This window comes from Cryobacterium sp. TMT1-66-1 (assembly GCF_004403435.1).
Taxonomy (GTDB): Bacteria; Actinomycetota; Actinomycetes; order Actinomycetales; family Microbacteriaceae; genus Cryobacterium; species Cryobacterium flavum.
The window spans coordinates 84,232-100,765 of sequence record NZ_SOGP01000025.1 but is presented as its reverse complement, the minus strand read 5'-3'; the positions used below and the strand labels follow the sequence as shown (position 1 = coordinate 100,765).

Sequence of the window (16,534 nt, the reverse complement as noted above, 5' to 3'; positions counted from 1 at the left end):
TGGGAGTATCAATCGAGAGCGTAATTGATATTGGACAGGGAGTAATTCCGTTTGCGACAGTGAAGGCACGACAGACGAACAAGGAGTCATTCAATGGATGAATCTGGCGCAGCAACGAGGCTGCACAGGATTTTCGGTCGACCTGGAAGCGGGCCACTGAGCGGAATCATTGTGGCGGACTTCAGCCGCGTTCTTGCCGGCCCGTACTGCACCATGCTGCTCGCCGACATGGGTGCCACCGTCATCAAAGTGGAGAGTCTGCAGGGCGATGACACCCGTGGGTGGATTCCGCCGGTGCGCGACGACGAGGCAACGTTTTACCTTTCGGTCAACCGCAACAAGCACTCGATCGCGCTCGACCTTAACGACGCGGCCGACCGCGCGGTGGCCCATGAGCTCGCAGCGCGGGCCGACGTGCTGGTGGAGAACTTCAAACCGGGTGGCCTCGACCGGTTCTTCCTTGACTACGACTCGGTTGTGACACGGAACCCCGAGGTAATCTACGCCTCGATCACCGGATTCGGCACCGGAGCCGGGGCCGGGCTTCCCGGTTACGACCTGCTCGTGCAGGCCGTGTCCGGCATGATGAGCCTCACCGGCGGCCAGAACACCGAGCCTTACCGCGCCGGGCTCGCAATGTTCGACGTGATCACCGGATTGCACGCGGGTATGGGCATCCTGGGTGCCCTGCACCACAAGGACCTTACCGGCAGTGGGCAGCGTGTGGAACTCAACCTGCTCTCTTCCGCGCTCTCCGGGATGGTCAACCAGTCTGCCGCCTACGTCACGGGCGGGGTTATTCCTACCCGCATGGGCAATGAGCACCCGAGCCTTTACCCCTATGAGCCGATGCCGACTGGCGACGGAATGCTTATCATTGCGGCGGGCAACAATCCCCAATTCACGAAGCTGTGCGCGGCGCTCGACATCACGGAGGCGGCGACGGATGTCCGTTTCAACTCGCCTCAGGCCCGCAACGCGCATCGCGGCCCGCTGCGGGAGATCCTGCAGCGTCAGCTCGCCCGGCGCTCGGCCGCGGAGTGGTTCGAGTTTCTGTCCGAGCTGGGCCTGCCGTGTGCACCGATCCAGGACGTGAAGGGCGGCATCGAGCTCGCCGAAAAGCTCGGCCTTGAGCCGGTCGTGTTGGCGGGAACCGGGGATCGCAGCATTCCCACGGTGCGGCATCCGGTGAAATTCTCCCAGACCCCGGTGACCTACGACCTAGCTCCGCCGAAACTCAACGAGAGTTCCGCTCTCGTGCGCTCGTGGCTTGCCACACGCGAGGCGCAGCTCGTTGACTGAGCCATTCCGTGCCCGGGTTGCGGTGCGGTGGAGCGACCAGGATCTCAATGGCCACGTCAATAACGCGCGTGTCGCCACCCTGCTCGAGGAAGCCAGGCTGGCGTGGCGGGCGCAGGCGCTCACGGGCTACGACCACGTCGACTCCCCGACGGTCGTGGCCGCGCTGCAGCTCAGCTTTCGCCGCCCGATCGAGTTCGGCCCCGCCGTCGAGATCGACGTGTGGGTCTCCCGGGTGGGATCCACGTCGTACACCCTGCACTATTCAGGAAAACAGGCCGGCCACCCGGTATTGGATGCCTCGACCGTGATGGTTCCCGTGCACCCAGTACACGGGACTGCTCGACTGCTCGACGCCGAGGAGCGCAGTTCGCTCGACCGCTGGTTTATCGCCGATGCAATGCCGCAGAGGCAGCAACAGAAAGGCACAGCATGACCGACACCGACACCGCCATCAACACTGACGCAGTCATAAATAGTGACTACTATCTGGTCGACGACTTCCTCAGTGACGAGGAGCGCGCCCTCCGCCTCAAGGTGCGGGCCTTCGCAGACGCGGAAGTGCTCCCCATCATCAATGATTATTGGGATCGCGCCGCGTTCCCCTTCGAGCTGGTTCCGAAGATCGCCAGACTCGGGATCGTGGGCGGCACGATCGAGGGCTACGGATGCCCCGGGCTGAGCCGCCTGGGCGCCGGAATGGTGTCCCTCGAAATGTCCCGCGCTGACGGGTCGATAAACACCTTCATCGGGGTCCAGTCCGGTCTCACCATGGGCACGATCAACATGCTCGGTAGTGAGGAGCAGAAGCAGCGCTGGCTACCCGGGCTCGCGGCGCTCGACCTCGTGGGCGCGTTCGGACTCACCGAGCCCAACCACGGATCCGATTCGGTAGCGCTCGAAACGAGTGCGCGACTCGAGGGAGCGCACTACGTACTCAACGGAGCCAAACGCTGGATCGGTAATGCGAGTTTCGCTGACGTCGTGGTGATCTGGGCGCGCGACGAATCCGACGCCAAGGTCAAGGCCTTCGTCATGGAGAAAAACAGCGACGGCTCCTTCCCCGACGGTTACGAAGCCACCGTCATCACGGGCAAGGTCGGCAAAAGGGCCATCCTGCAGCCGGACATCACGATCACGAATCTGCGCATTCCCGCCGAAAATAAGCTCGTGAACGGCCACTCCTTCGCGGACGCCGTTCGGGTGCTCAATTCCACCCGTGGCGGGGCCTCGTGGGAGGCTCTGGGACACGGCATCGCCGCCTACGAGGCCGCTGTTGCATACGCCCGCGACCGCGTTCAGTTCGGCAAGTCCATCGGGAGCTTTCAGCTTGTGCAGAACAAACTTGCCAATATGCTCGCGGAGCTCACCGCAATGCAACTCCTCTGCTTCCGGCTGGCCACGCTCGCTGACCAGGGCAAGATGACCGGAGCCATGGCTTCGCTCGCCAAAATGCACACGGCCCAGAAGGGGCGGTGGATCTGCCAGGAGGCCCGCGACATGCTCGGCGGCAACGGCCTGCTGCTCGAAAACCACGTGGCTCGGCACCTCACCGACATGGAGGTCGTGCACACCTACGAGGGCACGGACTCGATCCAATCGTTGCTGATCGGCCGCGACATCACCGGAATTTCGGCGTTCGCATGAGCCTCCGGCCCGCGAGCGCCCATCCACAGACCGACATGCACGGACCGAACAGGGAGATTTTATGAACAGGTTCAATGACAGGGTCGCCGTGATCACCGGCGGTGCCCAGGGTATCGGGGCGGCCACGGCCTTGCGGCTCGCCACGGAGGGCGCTCACGTGGCCATCCTTGATCTGAACGGGGATCGCGCGGCCGCCACCGCCGAGCAGATCTCTGCGGCCGACGCCGTGGTCGCGGCCGGCGGATCGGCCAATGGCCTCGTGTGCGACGTCACAGACGAAGACCGGGTTTCCGAGGCATTCCAGCAGGTATTCGACACGGCCGGCCGTCTCGATGTTCTCGTGAACAACGCAGGGATCACGCGCGACAACCTGCTGTTCAAGATGGGTCGCACCGACTGGGACTCGGTGCTCGTCACCAACCTGACGAGTGCGTTCCTGTGCGCCCAGGCTGCCCAAAAATTCATGGTCCCTGCCCGATACGGCAGGATCGTGAGCCTGAGCAGTCGCTCGGCCCTCGGCAACCGGGGTCAGGCGAACTATGCGGCGGCCAAGGCGGGGATTCAAGGTCTCACTGCAACGCTCGCCCTCGAGTTCGGCCCGTTCAACATCACCGTGAACGCTGTCGCACCCGGGTACATCGCCACGGCTATGACCGCCGCCACCGCCGAGCGGGTCGGCAGCACTGCGGAGAACCACCAGAAAGCGGTCGCCGAGCGCACACCGCTCGGCCGGGTAGGGGCACCGCACGAGGTCGCCGCTGCAATCGCCTTCTTCGCGAGCGATGATTCCTCCTATATCTCCGGGCAGACCCTCTACATCAACGGGGGAGCGCGCTGATGGCCGAGGCGTTTCTCGTCGGCGGGGTGCGCACCCCCGTGGGTCGCTATGGCGGGGCCCTGTCGGGCATCCGCTCTGACGATCTCGCGGCGCTCGTGCTCGGCGAGCTCGTGCACCGCACCGGCATCGACCCCGCTGCGATCGACGAGGTGATCCTCGGCAACACCAACCAGGCCGGCGAAGACAGCCGCAACGTGGCGCGCATGGCCAGCCTGCTCGCCGGTTTTCCCGACGAGATCCCCGGGCTCACGGTCAACCGCCTGTGCGCTTCGGGTCTGAGCGCCATCATTCTCGCGTCGCACATGATCAAGAGCGGCGCCGCAGACGTGGTCGTGGCCGGCGGTGTGGAATCGATGTCGCGGGCGCCATGGGTGCTGGCCAAACCGGAGAAGGCCTTCGGGCGCCCGGGCGAGATCTCGGACACGAGCATTGGGGCGCGCTTCGTCAACCCGAGGTTTCCATCCATGTCCACGCTCTCGATGCCTGAAACGGCCGAGGAGCTCGCCCAGGTCGACAACATCACCCGCGACGAAGCGGATGCCTTCGCCCTCGGTTCCCATGAGCGGGCGGCTGCGGCCATCGACGGCGGTCGTTATGCGGCCGAAATCGTTCCGGTGGCCACGAAGAAAGGGCTCGTGGAGCACGATGAGGGGCCGCGGCGGGACACCACTCTCGAGACCCTCGCCGGCCTGCGCTCTGTCGTACGGCAAGGCGGGATCGTGACGGCGGGCAATTCGAGCACGCTCAATGATGGAGCCTCCGCCGTGATCGTGGCCAGTGCGAGGGCCATCGAACGGCTGGGCCTCGCGCCGCGCGCACGAATCGTGGACGGAGCCTCGGCCGGGGTGCCTCCGCAGATTATGGGCATCGGTCCCGTGCCGGCCACCCGTAAGGTGCTCGACCGTGCGGGGTGGTCGCTCGGCGACGTGGGAGCGATCGAGCTCAATGAGGCCTTTGCCGTGCAGGCGCTCGCCTGCATCCGGCGCCTCGGACTCGACCCGCAGATCGTGAACCGTGACGGTGGAGCGATCGCCCTCGGGCATCCGCTCGGATCATCGGGCTCACGCATCGCCATCACTCTGATAGGCCGGATGGAGCGCGAGGGCGCCCGTCGCGGATTGGCGACCATGTGCGTGGGCCTCGGCCAGGGCACGGCGATGCTGCTCGAACGAGTCTGAGCCTGCTACGCGTTTATGCAGACGAAGTAGCAGTACACCCCCGAAATAGTATTGGAGATGAAATTATGACCTTGCGACAGTGAATACGGGCTGGACCGAATCACCCCACCATGAGACACACATCAGATGACAATGAGGTCAGCTTTGAAGAAGAACACCGCAATATTCCTGCCCGCAATCACCGGACTGGCCATGCTGGGCCTTCTCGGCTGCAGCGCCGCCGGCGCCGCGGGATCCCCGAAAGCAGAAGACGACTACCCGTCAAAGCCCGTCACCTTCGTGGTGCCATTCGCCGCGGGAGGTCCCTCCACAGTGACCGCCCTCGCCTACACCTCCTGCCTCGAGGAGGGGCTCGGCCAGACCTTCGTGGTCGAGAACCAACCGGGCGGAAGCGGCGGCCTGGCCATGCAGGACGTGTCGAGCGCCAAGCCTGACGGGTACACCCTGACCCTCGGCACGAACGGCCCGCTTGTGATGAATCCCATGATCAACAAGCTCAACTACAACCTCGAGGACTTCACCTCGATTGGTGTGATGGCGCAAATGCCGACCGTGCTCGTCGTCGGCGCGGAATCTCCCTACGAGAGCGCCGAAGAATTCTTCGCCGCGGCTAAAAAGAACCCAGGAAAGCTTAGCGTCGCCATCCCCGGGGCCACGACCTCAGCGGCCATCGAGTTGGGGCGACTGAGCGACGAATACGACATCGACGTCACCGCCATTCCGGCCGCTGGAAACGCCGAGATGACCACGAGCCTGCTCGGTGGCCACGTCGACGCTCTCTTCATCACCGATCATCAGGACGTGCAGTCGCGCATCGACGACGGGTCATTCGTGCCGCTCGCCGTGAGCAGCCCGGAGCGGGCCGACTGGTACGCGAATGTGCCAACCCTGGCCGAACAGGGATTCCCGGACCTCGTCAACGCCGTCTCGGTGTTCGGAGTCGTCGGGCCGAAGGGCATGCCCGACGATATTGTCTCCACCCTCGAGGCAGAACTGAAGACCTGTTCGGAGGACCCGAAGGTGGTCGACCAGGTCGGGAAGATGTTCGTGCCGGCCGAGTTCGGGGACGCTGCTGCCCTCGACCAGATTTTCGCGGACATGCAGAAGCTCTACGAACCCATCCTCGGTCAAGAATGAGTGACGACACGCTCGAGGCCACCGAGGTCGCCGAGCCCGAGGTGGTGGGAAGCGGCGCTCGGAACAATGGTCGCTACCGGCTCGTCCCGGTGGTGCTGTTGGTGACAGCAATAGTCGCTGTGGTCGAGTCCTGGCGCCTCGACCTGGGCGAACTCACCAACCCCGGGCCCGGACTCTGGCCGTTCGTGGTCTCCATCGCGGTCACCGTCACGGCTGCCATTCTCACGATGGTTCCCGACACGGAGGCGTACGAGAAGTGGACCAGGCTCACGACCCTGCTCGTCGGCGGAGTGCTGAGCCTCGTGGTCTTCATTCTGCTCTTCACGGCGATCGGATTCGTCGTTCCCGCCTTCCTGCTGCTCCTGCTGTGGCTGCGCGTGTTCGGCGAAGAATCGTGGCGGCTCGCCCTCGTGCTTGCGGTCGGAGGCACCGCCGTCTTCTACGTGGGCTTCGCAGTTCTGCTCGGTGTCCCCTTTCCCGACGACATCGTCGTGGGCACCATCACCCGACTGATCGGAATGTGACATGGACGTCTTCAACAATTTGGGCCTCGGATTCTCTGTTGCCTTCGACCCCATGAACCTGCTGTTCGTGTTTGTGGGAGTGGTTATCGGCACAGCGATCGGAGTGCTGCCGGGCCTCGGTCCCACGGCCACGATCGCCCTGCTGCTGCCGATCACGTACACGATGGACGCCACGAGCGCCGTGATCATGCTCGCAGGCATTTACTACGGCTCGATGTACGGCGGCACGATCACCTCGGTGCTGCTGCGGATACCGGGGGAAGCGGCATCCGTTGTGACGACCTTCGACGGATACCAGATGACCAAGCAAGGGCGGGCCGGCCCGGCGCTCGGAATCAGTGCGATCGGCAGCTTCATCGGCGGCACCGTGGCCATCATCGGGCTCACCTTCCTCGCGCCTGTCCTCGCCCGGGTCGCCGTGGCCGTGGGCCCGGCCTCCTACGTGGCGATCATGGTGCTGGGGCTGTTCCTCGTGACCTCGCTCGGCACCGGCTCCACGATGAAGAGCCTGTGCATGGCCGCAATCGGCCTGCTGCTCTCGACCGTAGGCCAGGACCCGATCACGGGAACGGCCCGCTTCACTTTCGGTATCCCGTCCCTGCTCGGCGGCTTCGACTTCGTCGCGATCGCGATGGGCCTTTTCGGCGTCGGCCAACTGCTGCACAGCCTCGAACGCACCGAAAAAGCGCAGGCGATCACGACCAAGATTAAAAATATCTGGCCCTCCCGCAAGGATTTCCGGGACTCGTCCGGCGCGATCGTGCGCGGTTCGCTGCTCGGCTTCGTGATCGGGGTTCTGCCCGGCGGCGGCGGCGTCATCTCGTCCCTCGCTTCCTACGCGCTCGAAAAGCGCCGCGCGAAAGACCCCTCGAGGTTCGGCAAGGGAGCGATCGAGGGGGTAGCGGGGCCGGAGACAGCGAATAACGCATCGTCGACATCCGCCTTCATACCGCTGCTGATCTTGGGGATTCCCTCGAACGTGGTGCTCGCGATGCTCTACGGCGCGCTGTTGCTGCAGGGGATTACGCCGGGGCCGTCGCTGATCGAGGATCGCCCCGACATCTTCTGGGGCGTCATCGCGTCCATGTACATCGGCAACGTGATGCTCGTAATTCTCAATATCCCACTGATCGGCATTTTCATCCAGATGCTGCGGGTCAGAACCGGAATCCTTGCAACGTTTGCTCTCATGGTGGTCATGGTGGGCGTTTACTCAATAAACAACAATCCCTTCGACATGTGGGTGGTCCTGATCTTCGGCGTCTTCGGGTGGATTATGATCAAGACTCGTTTCGACCCTGGGCCACTCGTACTCGCCTTCATCCTCGGGCCGATCTTGGAACGATCGTTTCGGCAGTCGATGTTGATCTCTGGCGGCAGCTTCGACATCTTCGTCTCCGATCCCATCTCGGCAACCATTTTCGGCTTGCTCGCGACGTTCGTGGCTTACACGTTTATCAGCCGCATGCGTCGTGCCAGGACGGCCACGGCTGCGGCTGCCGCCCCCACGAAAACCCGAGTGGACGCGAAGTAGGCGTTCACTCGATCGCTTGTCACGTCTGGTAAACATGTCGGGTGCTCAGTGAATGACCGAGTGGTGGGCTGCGAGTCCACCCGGGGGACGCGGTAATTTTTTGTCCCGAGACCAATGGAGGTTCTTGAGTACCCGGCAAGAATGAGAACTGTCTTCACTGCTGCTGGGTGGCAAGCGTGACGGGACTTCGCATCGTGACCGTGAGCCCTACCGGGTACGACCACGATCCAGTCCAGACCGTTGTGGGGCGGGTGCCTGGGTAAGCACAGCGGTGACCAAAAACGCACCATAAACCCCAAAATCTGACCAGATTCAGGCCGTATCTCGCCGTACAGCGCGTACACTAAAACCCATGAGAACCGCGGAATTCCGCGGAAGTCTGCCCCATATGCAGGTGCGCACCACCACCCCGACGCCTATCATTTGTTCTTGGTTCGAGTCCAAATCCGCGCCTAGTTTCTGATCTCCGAAAAGACGCAGAAGAGCCATTTTGCCTCTGCGTCGACGTGCGAATGGTCGCCTACTCTTCATCCCTCGCAAACGCCCGATCGAGAAGCTCCGCCGTCGCCGGATTGACCACCTCGCTTCGCCGGATGTAGTGCTGCACCGTGATTTTCGTGTCTGTGTGCCCTAGCAACTCCGCGGCCAGCTCGACGTTGGCGTTGTCGTTGACCGCGGTGGCCACCGTGCGGCGGAACAGGTGCGGCGTCACTCCGTCGATTCCTGCCTCACCAAGAACGCTGCGCAACTGGCGACGCACGTTCGCGGTGGTCAGCGGGGTTCCGTCGCGAGACTGAAACAGCAGGCCATCGGGGGAGAGGTCGTGGGACATAGCGAGTCGTCGACGCACCGCGTCCGACGTGAACGTCGGCAGCGCCACCACGCGCCGCGACTTCGCCGTCTTCGAGTGATTCTGCCGAAAGGTCAACTCGCCCTTGCGGCTCACGATCGTGCCGGCGAGACGGATGCACGGTACGGCACTGGTGACGTCGACGTCCACGCGTCGGATCGCCAGCACTTCTCCGATGCGAGCTGACGTGCCGAGCATCACCTCGACGATCGAGCTGAGCTGCCCATCTGGCCGTGGACCGGAGACGTGTCCGACGCCGGCTTCCCACCGCGCGATCGCGGTGCGGATCTTGTTGACCTCGACCGCGGTGAGTGCATCGGGGATGTGGGGCTCGCGATGTAAACGGGCCACATGATCCATGAGGTTGGTCGGGAGGATCTCGTGCCGCACGGCCAACTCGAGCGCCAGGCGCAGCACGACGCGCGATTGTTTGGCGCGGCTGCAGGAGAGCTTGGCCATCTGCTTGATGAACTGATCGCAGCGGAGGAAGCCGATCTCGCGCAGGGTGAGGTCTTGAAATACCGGCAGCACGAGCGTGCGCATGTTGCGCTCATACAGATTGCGGATGGTCCTGGAGATTCGACCCTCCGCGTCGATGTCGTCCAGCCAATACTTCACCAGGTCGGTGAATGCGCTGTCTGGAGTCAGGTAACCGTTTGTGGGCTGCACTTAGGTCCTCTCAGCTAGCTTGCCCTTCAACGCGCGTTCGGCCGCCTTGGCGCTACTGCCGGTGGCCTGCACCTGGCGCGACTGGCCATCCCAATCCCGGTAGTGGGTTCGGGCCTCGAACTGGCCCGACGGCCTGATGCGGGTGATGATGTCGCCGAAGGTGCCGATCGTCTGACGTGGCCGCGACATCAGTTCACCGCCGAGCGGGGGTACCGGGCTGTCCAGACGGTTCGCGCTGCTGGGCCATCCAGGAGCGCACGTCGGAGATGGCGAACTTCAGATGCTTGCCGAATCCGTACGCGGTCGGCCCCTTGCCGTGCACGCGCCAGTCGTAGACGGTCGAGACCGGGATGCCGAGGTAGCTCGCCAGCTCGGCGACATCCATCAGCGGTTCCAACGAGACGGCGGTTGAATTGTTTTCGTTCGTGTTCATATTCCGTAGGTGCGACCGGCGTACCTAAGCAATCAAAGGGGACCGAATGTGACGTGGTCGCCTCGCACGGCTGAGCGGCCAGAAGGCCATCTCGGAGGGGTTTTTGATGGGGTGACCAATTTCTTAACCTAAAAAGTCCCGGAAACCCTTGAGTTTCCGGGACTTTTGGTCGGGCTGACAGGATTCGAACCTGCGACCCCTTGCAGAATCGGGGCGATTCTGGACGTGACCGAATGTCTCGGGAATTCGCGGATTCCCTGGGTTTTGTAGGGAACGGGGCGGTTCACTACATCCCACTCTACGCGGACATTCTTGGTGGTCCACGGTTGTTTCAGGTGGGTAAGTGATGGGCATCGAGTGAAAGCACAGCAAGACGATGACATTTTCTGTGACGCGCTGTGGGCATCTGCTTCCGTCGCCCTCGCGCGGAAGCGGATCCTCGCCGACTACGACACCGCGTTCGATGTCAGTTTCGATCCCGATGCGGAGGTCGCTTGATGAGGTAGGTAGAAATCGCTCCTCGGGAGCCTCAGGTGAATGGCTTTTTGTTCCGACCAGACCGTTTCGCGAAACGCCGCAGGGCGCGAACTTTGCCGCAACCCGAAGCCATTTTCCTTCGACGCATGACGGATTCTTCTCTGATTCTCGCGATCAGTTGTTAGCGCGGCTCGTACGCCTTCGGTAGTCTCATCCCGCGGTCGGCCATGATCTGCCGAACCCGATTCGGGTAGTCCGTGATGATGCCGTCGACACCCAGGTCCATGAGCTCCTTCACCGTGGCCGGATCATCGCTGGTCCACGGAATGATCTTGAGACCGCGGGCGTGTGCCTTAGACACCATCTGCTGATCGGGGTAGAACTGAAAGCCGGGGTCGGCGACCGTGCCATTCTGGGGGAACCCGTAGTTTGGTGACACCGCAGTGAGGCCACCGGGAATTGCTGCGGCAGCCGTCGTGACGAGATCGCCGCCGTAGGTGTCGGCGTCGACTCCGCCGAGCCACGGTGAGGCACCGGGCTCACCCACCTGCAGGAAGTCTCGGTTGGTCAGCGCCACCAAAGGCCACTCCGGCGCCAGGTTGTGCATCTCATTAAGCGCCCCCCAGGCGAAGGACTGGATGGTGACCTGGTCCTCGATACCCGACGCGCGAATCTCCTCAAAGACCCGACGCACAAAGAGGCCTACTGGCGCAGTCTGCTCCGGGGTGCCGGCCTCAACCTTGGTCTCGATGTTCAAGGTGATCTGCTTAGCGTGGTAGCTCTTGACCAGGTTCAGCACATCTTTCAACTCGACCATCCGGAAGCCTGCGATTTGCTCCTGCTCAGGGAAGCCGAGTAGCTGCTGGAAGCCGCAATCCATCGTCTTGATCTGAGCCAGGGTCAGGTCTTTGATGTACTTACCCGCGTACGGGTACATCGGGTCGCCCTGCGTAACCGGTTCCGTGTCACGACACTTTAACGGGCTGATCTGCCGGTCGTGATTGACGACTACCTTCTCATCCCGGGTGATCTGAGTGTCCAGCTCCAACGTGGAGACACCAAGGCGCATGGCCTTGCCGAACCCCTCCAACGATTCTTCAGTAGTCATACCTATGCCACCCCGGTGGGCCTGCAGATCGAAGTGGGACTTCTGGGGCAGCACGCCGGAATCGTCGGCTGCGGCTGCCGGGAGCGCGAAAGGTGCCATTAAGGCAGGCACAAGGGCCAGCGTAGCGAGGACATGACGTAAGGACATTGGATGCTCCGCTCAATTGGAATAGGCCGTGACGTCACAAACCATAGGGTTGCGACAGACTCATCTGGTGGCTAAAGAGTGCCCGTGAGGTGAACACTCAAGAAACGAACACCCGACGTTGACACCGGGCCTACCTTCACCAAACAGCCACCTCCGCACCACGAGTAAAGCCCGAGGTGGCGAACAACCCAGTATTCGAGACAATTTTGTTGTGGAGTTGATTGCTTAGTGGACACGTTCACGTCGGCGAAGCCGTGTCTCAGATAATGACCTGCTCCGGTTGATCAGATGTTGATGGCGGAGCATGATTTCGGCGGCTTCGCGTTTGCCGACCTTGGGTTGGCGAGGCCGCAGACGACGGGCAGTCCGTCTAATGTCCAAATCAGGTGGAGGCGGAATCCCCGGCAGTAGCGGGAGTGGCGCGCGCAGTAGCGGTGGCTGGCGTGCCCCGGCTAGGTCGGAGCGCTTCACGGTCTTCCGGATTTACCGTGGGGTTCCGGGGTTGAATCGATCAGTCGGGTGATCTCGCCCTAGGACGGGGGTATCCGGGGCGAGTTCGATGATCACCGCGGAGAGCAGACCGATTGCTTGGCGGAGCGCCTACGCAGGGAAAGTCCGATCGGGCTCAGCAGTTGGCGCGCAACCAACCGATAAGGGCTCACTCATCTAGGTGTTCGCGGAGCCGGCAATGAAGGTCTTCAAGCTGCCGGGGATGTAAAGCACAACCGATCTGAGCCAGCGAAGCCTCAGCCCCGAGCGCTTCCGCGGATGATGAGCTCGCAAGGAAAGACAACGTGTTGAGCTGTCATCTGCGGTGAGTTGATGCGATCTAGTAGCATGCGTGCTCCGACGCGAGCCATTTCTCGGCTTGGCTGACGCACGGTGGTGAGGTCGAAAGATTGCCATGATGCGATTTCAACGTCGTCATACCCGATGACCCAGAAGTCGTCAGGGGTGGTCAGCCCATTACTGCGCACCGCATCGAGGGCTCCGAAGGCCATGAGGTCGTTGGCACAGAAAACGGCTTGCGGCGGATTCGCCTGATTGATGAACTCATGCATAACCCGAAAGCTTTGCTCGTGCGAGAATCCGCCGTGACGAAGAAGGTCGTCGGGCACGGGATAACCGTGCTCCGTCATCCGGTTCATGAATCCCCGACCGCGATCGCGCGAGGTGCTCGCGCTTTCGCTGCCTCCGATGAAGCCAACCCGAGTCTTTCCGTGCTGGATCAGGTAGTCCGCGACGACGGCCCCGCCGGAGAGATTGTCACTCGTCACCTGATCACATTGCAGACCGTCGATGCGGCGGTTGATCAAGACAATCGGGCTGCCCTTCTTCAACGCGGCTTGCAGCTCAGCAGAGTCCTCGGTCGCTGTCGTGAAGATGACGCCGTCCACGGCTCGTTCTCGGATGGCACGCAGGGCATCATGGTGACTGCCGCCGCCCGCATTCCAAATAACGACTCTGTACCCGGCAGCGTCGAGTTCACGGGTCAACTCATCGAGTACTTCTGGGTAGAAGGGATTTGTGATGTCGGCAACGACGACGCCGATCGTGTTCGTACGCTGGGTTTTCATCGCCTGCGCCCCGGCGTGTGGCACGTACTCCAGGGTTTCCATCGCCGCCAGGACCTTGGCCTTTGTCTCAGCGCTGATTCTGGAGGAAGACGACATGGCACGCGAGACTGTCGCCTGGGACACACCGGCTAATTGTGCGACGTCTCGGCTGGTTATCACGTCGTCCTCCTCGAGGAGATTACAGAATTACTTGTTGGCGATTGGATCATATTCGGCGGAGAGGCCGCGGCGCAGTCGCACCCGCGGCGCCGTCTCGGGGGACCAGAAAGCGCCGGCCAGGGTGATGAGTGAGGTCAGCACCATGTAGACCGCCACGAGCCAATACCGGTCAAACTCCGGCCCGATCAACAGCGTAGCGATCAACGGCGCGAACCCGCCGGCGAAAACCGCCGCAACCTGCGGGCCAACCGAGGCTCCAGAGTAGCGCAGCTTCGGTTCGAAAAGCTCTGTGAAGTAGGCGGGTTCGACGGAATAGCACAGGTCACGACCAATGTTGCAGGTGAGGATCAGCACGAGCAGCACCATGAAAAAATCGCCGGTCTGAACGGCCCAGAAGAACGGGAAAGCCATTACTAACATGGTGACTGCGCCGGCCATGACGGTGTAGCGGCGACCCCACCGGTCGGAAACCCATCCCCAGAAGGGGATGGAGAAGACACCGAGGCCGGCCATAATCATCGTGGCGAGGAGAATGCTGTTCTTCTCCAGCAAGATCGCGGGGCCATAGGCCAGCAGGAATGTCGTGTAGATGTAGTAGTTAGCGTTCTCTGCGAACCGCATCATGACAACCTTGAGAATAATAAGCGGTCGCGTTTTGATGACCTTCACTACCGGAAGCTTCTCGATCTCGCCCTTGCGCTTGATCTCCTCGAAAACGGGGGATTCGGCCACCTTGCTGCGAATATAGAATGAGATTGCGACGAGCACGATGGAGATCAGAAACGGTATTCTCCAGCCCCAGGCGATGAAAGCCTCGGGGGTGATGAGGCCCCCCATAATGAAGAATGCGCCGTTGGCCAGCAGCGTGCCGACCGGGACGCCGATCTGAGGCCAGGAGCCGAAGAAACCACGCCTCTTGGCAGGGGCGAATTCGGTAGCCATGAGAGCCGCGCCGCCCCACTCGCCGCCAACTCCAATGCCCTGGACGATCCTCAGCAGCACCAACAGGATTGGTGCTGCGATGCCGATGGTGTTGTAAGTCGGAAGGACGCCGATCAGAAATGTGCCGATGCCCATGAGCCCGAGAGTGATCATAAGCATCTTTTTGCGGCCCAGCCGATCACCGTAGTGGGCGAAAATAATTCCACCGATCGGGCGCGCGGCGAAGCCGATGGCGTAGGTGCTGAAAGATAGCAGGATACCCACGAACGGGCTGGCGTTGGGAAAGAACTGCACGTTCAGGATGATGGCGGCAGCGACACCGTACACGTAGAAGTCATACCACTCAATACAGGTGCCGAGGGTCGACGAGACCAGAGCCCTGCGACGCATTTTCGGATCAACCGTGGGTGGAGTTGCAGGGGGTGCAGCTGTAGTGGCGGGGGCGCTCATACTGAGACTCCTTTGTCTGTGACCGTGTCGGCCTCCGGCTACGGCCACAGTGGCGGCATCCGTAGACAGGAGTGTATACGTATTCATGGCACGAGTGCAATGTCTTGATCGACGCGATGTATACGTATACACTCGTCAACGAGTCGGGCTCGGTTGGGCCTCGAACCGGGCGCCCAAAGTGTCGCCCATCAACGTAGATGGAAGGTTTTCCCATGACCGTCGAAACGGCTACCAGTTCATTCGTCGCTTCACAGCTGCTGAAGGCGCCGGCAGAGACTAGTGCGAACCGCGGCAGTACTCCTGATGTGCGTGCCACGGTGGAGAACGTCATCAACGACGTTCGTACCCGGGGTGATGAGGCTGTGCGGGAGTACTCGAAGAAATTCGACAACTACGCGCCGGAATCGTTCCTTCTCACAGCAGATCAGCTGTCCGAAATTTTGGCCCGCGTGCCGCAACAGGTCATTGATGACATCACGTTCGTTCAGGGGCAGGTGCGCTTCATGGCGCAGAAGCAGCTCGAGTCGCTGACTGACTTTGAAATCGAGACCCTGCCCGGTGTGCTCCTGGGGCAGAAGAATGTGCCGATCCAAGCGGTCGGTGCCTACATTCCCGGTGGTAAGTATCCGCTGCTGGCCAGCGCTCACATGACCATCATCACCGCCAAGGTCGCCGGAGTCGCTCGCGTGGCCGCCTGCACTCCGCTGATAAAGGGTGAGATTCCGGATGCGACCGTGGTCGCCATGCACCTCGCCGGCGCCGATGAAATCTACCTCCTCGGCGGCATCCAGGCCATTGCCGCTATGGCCGTTGGTACGGAGACCATCAAGCCGGTCAACATGCTCGCCGGCCCGGGCAATGCGTTCGTCGCCGAAGCAAAGCGCCAGCTTTTTGGCGAAGTGGGCATCGACCTTTTTGCCGGGCCCACGGAGGTGCTCATTGTCGCCGACGAGCACGCCGATGCATTCATCGTTGCCGTTGACCTCCTTTCTCAGGCAGAACACGGTCCGGATTCGCCGGCCGTACTGATCACGACCAGCGAGGTACTCGCACGATTGGTCATCGAGCACATCGACACCCTGCTGATCGACATGCCTACTCGGGACTACGCGGCCGCGGCGTGGCAGGACTGGGGCGCTGTTCACGTCGTCAAAAACCTCGATGATGCCTACTCCCTCGCCGACGAATACGCATACGAGCACGTGCAGATTCTCACGGAGCATCCCCGCGAAGCGCTCGAGAAGATGAATTTCTACGGTGCACTATTCCTGGGCGAGGGAACCTGCGTCTCGTACGGTGACAAGGTGATCGGAACCAACCATGTTCTGCCGACCCGTGGGGCTGCCCGCTATACAGGCGGACTCTGGGTGGGTAAGTTTTTGCGTACCGTGACCTATCAGGAGGTCACGAACACCGAATCCAGCGCCTTCTTTGGTGAACTGTGTGGACGGGCCGCACGCGTGGAACGCTTTGAAGGCCACGCCCGCTCGGGTGACGTTCGTGCGGCGAAGTACCGCGGCACGACGCTCCCGTGGTCGACCCACACCTTCGAGAAATAGCACCGG

At 62.0% G+C, this 16,534-nt stretch carries 16 protein-coding genes; 10 read left to right on the top strand and 6 right to left on the bottom strand.

Features of this window, described 5'->3' with window-relative positions; all coding sequences use genetic code 11:
• Window positions 1-93: 93 nt before the first annotated feature.
• The 8 genes from E3T29_RS19175 (at window position 94) to E3T29_RS19140 (ending at window position 8,157) form a co-directional block, all read left to right on the top strand.
• Entirely contained in the window at window positions 94-1,302 is a 1,209-nt protein-coding gene (locus tag E3T29_RS19175) for a CaiB/BaiF CoA-transferase family protein (RefSeq protein WP_134347068.1), read from the top strand.
• Window positions 1,295-1,735 carry a thioesterase family protein gene (locus tag E3T29_RS19170; RefSeq protein ID WP_166789873.1) on the top strand — a complete coding sequence of 147 codons (441 nt, stop codon included), beginning with the start codon at window positions 1,295-1,297 and terminating at the stop codon, window positions 1,733-1,735. The genes E3T29_RS19175 and E3T29_RS19170 overlap by 8 nt, the downstream gene beginning before the upstream one ends.
• Window positions 1,732-2,946 (top strand): acyl-CoA dehydrogenase family protein, encoded by a 1,215-nt coding sequence (locus E3T29_RS19165; protein ID WP_134347066.1) that lies wholly within the window; start codon window positions 1,732-1,734, stop codon window positions 2,944-2,946. The genes E3T29_RS19170 and E3T29_RS19165 overlap by 4 nt, the downstream gene beginning before the upstream one ends.
• A 61-nt stretch (window positions 2,947-3,007) precedes the next feature.
• On the top strand, window positions 3,008-3,784 hold the full coding sequence (gene fabG, locus E3T29_RS19160; RefSeq protein WP_134347065.1) for a 3-oxoacyl-ACP reductase FabG: 777 nt from the start codon (window positions 3,008-3,010) through the stop codon (window positions 3,782-3,784).
• Complete coding sequence (locus E3T29_RS19155; RefSeq protein ID WP_134347064.1) at window positions 3,784-4,962, top strand: acetyl-CoA C-acyltransferase; 1,179 nt, start codon at window positions 3,784-3,786, stop codon at window positions 4,960-4,962. The genes fabG and E3T29_RS19155 overlap by 1 nt, the downstream gene beginning before the upstream one ends.
• 126 nt (window positions 4,963-5,088) lie before the next feature.
• A complete protein-coding gene (locus E3T29_RS19150; protein ID WP_198417800.1) occupies window positions 5,089-6,099 on the top strand; it encodes a tripartite tricarboxylate transporter substrate binding protein in 1,011 nt (336 codons plus the stop codon).
• On the top strand, window positions 6,096-6,623 hold the full coding sequence (locus E3T29_RS19145; protein WP_134347063.1) for a tripartite tricarboxylate transporter TctB family protein: 528 nt from the start codon (window positions 6,096-6,098) through the stop codon (window positions 6,621-6,623). The genes E3T29_RS19150 and E3T29_RS19145 overlap by 4 nt, the downstream gene beginning before the upstream one ends.
• 1 nt (window position 6,624) lies before the next feature.
• Window positions 6,625-8,157 (top strand): tripartite tricarboxylate transporter permease, encoded by a 1,533-nt coding sequence (locus E3T29_RS19140; RefSeq protein WP_134347062.1) that lies wholly within the window; start codon window positions 6,625-6,627, stop codon window positions 8,155-8,157.
• A 520-nt stretch (window positions 8,158-8,677) separates the two neighbouring features.
• Here E3T29_RS19140 and E3T29_RS19135 read toward each other — a convergent pair.
• The 3 genes from E3T29_RS19135 to E3T29_RS19130 all read right to left on the bottom strand — a co-directional run bounded on the left by E3T29_RS19135 (window position 8,678) and on the right by E3T29_RS19130 (window position 10,109).
• Window positions 8,678-9,550, bottom strand: coding sequence for a site-specific integrase (locus tag E3T29_RS19135; RefSeq protein ID WP_241987919.1), 873 nt, complete (start codon window positions 9,548-9,550; stop codon window positions 8,678-8,680).
• A gap of 126 nt (window positions 9,551-9,676) precedes the next feature.
• Window positions 9,677-9,865: a hypothetical protein gene (locus E3T29_RS20435; RefSeq protein ID WP_241987918.1), complete on the bottom strand. Its 189-nt coding sequence runs from the start codon at window positions 9,863-9,865 to the stop codon at window positions 9,677-9,679.
• A 4-nt stretch (window positions 9,866-9,869) separates the two neighbouring features.
• Window positions 9,870-10,109: a helix-turn-helix domain-containing protein gene (locus E3T29_RS19130; RefSeq protein WP_241987917.1), complete on the bottom strand. Its 240-nt coding sequence runs from the start codon at window positions 10,107-10,109 to the stop codon at window positions 9,870-9,872.
• Between the two features lie 357 nt (window positions 10,110-10,466).
• Between E3T29_RS19130 and E3T29_RS19870 the strand changes: the two genes are divergently transcribed.
• A complete protein-coding gene (locus E3T29_RS19870; RefSeq protein WP_166789874.1) occupies window positions 10,467-10,607 on the top strand; it encodes a hypothetical protein in 141 nt (46 codons plus the stop codon).
• A 160-nt stretch (window positions 10,608-10,767) separates the two neighbouring features.
• On the opposite strand, the gene E3T29_RS19125 is transcribed toward E3T29_RS19870, so the two are convergent.
• From E3T29_RS19125 to E3T29_RS19115, 3 genes are all read right to left on the bottom strand, one after another.
• Window positions 10,768-11,793: a glycerophosphodiester phosphodiesterase family protein gene (locus E3T29_RS19125; RefSeq protein WP_241987916.1), complete on the bottom strand. Its 1,026-nt coding sequence runs from the start codon at window positions 11,791-11,793 to the stop codon at window positions 10,768-10,770.
• Between the two features lie 794 nt (window positions 11,794-12,587).
• Window positions 12,588-13,577, bottom strand: coding sequence for a LacI family DNA-binding transcriptional regulator (locus E3T29_RS19120; protein ID WP_134347060.1), 990 nt, complete (start codon window positions 13,575-13,577; stop codon window positions 12,588-12,590).
• Between the two features lie 27 nt (window positions 13,578-13,604).
• Window positions 13,605-14,969, bottom strand: coding sequence for an MFS transporter (locus E3T29_RS19115; protein WP_134347059.1), 1,365 nt, complete (start codon window positions 14,967-14,969; stop codon window positions 13,605-13,607).
• A gap of 212 nt (window positions 14,970-15,181) precedes the next feature.
• On the opposite strand from E3T29_RS19115, the gene hisD reads away from it, so the two are divergent.
• A complete protein-coding gene (hisD, locus tag E3T29_RS19110; protein WP_134347058.1) occupies window positions 15,182-16,528 on the top strand; it encodes a histidinol dehydrogenase in 1,347 nt (448 codons plus the stop codon).
• The last annotated feature ends 6 nt before the right edge of the window (window positions 16,529-16,534 follow it).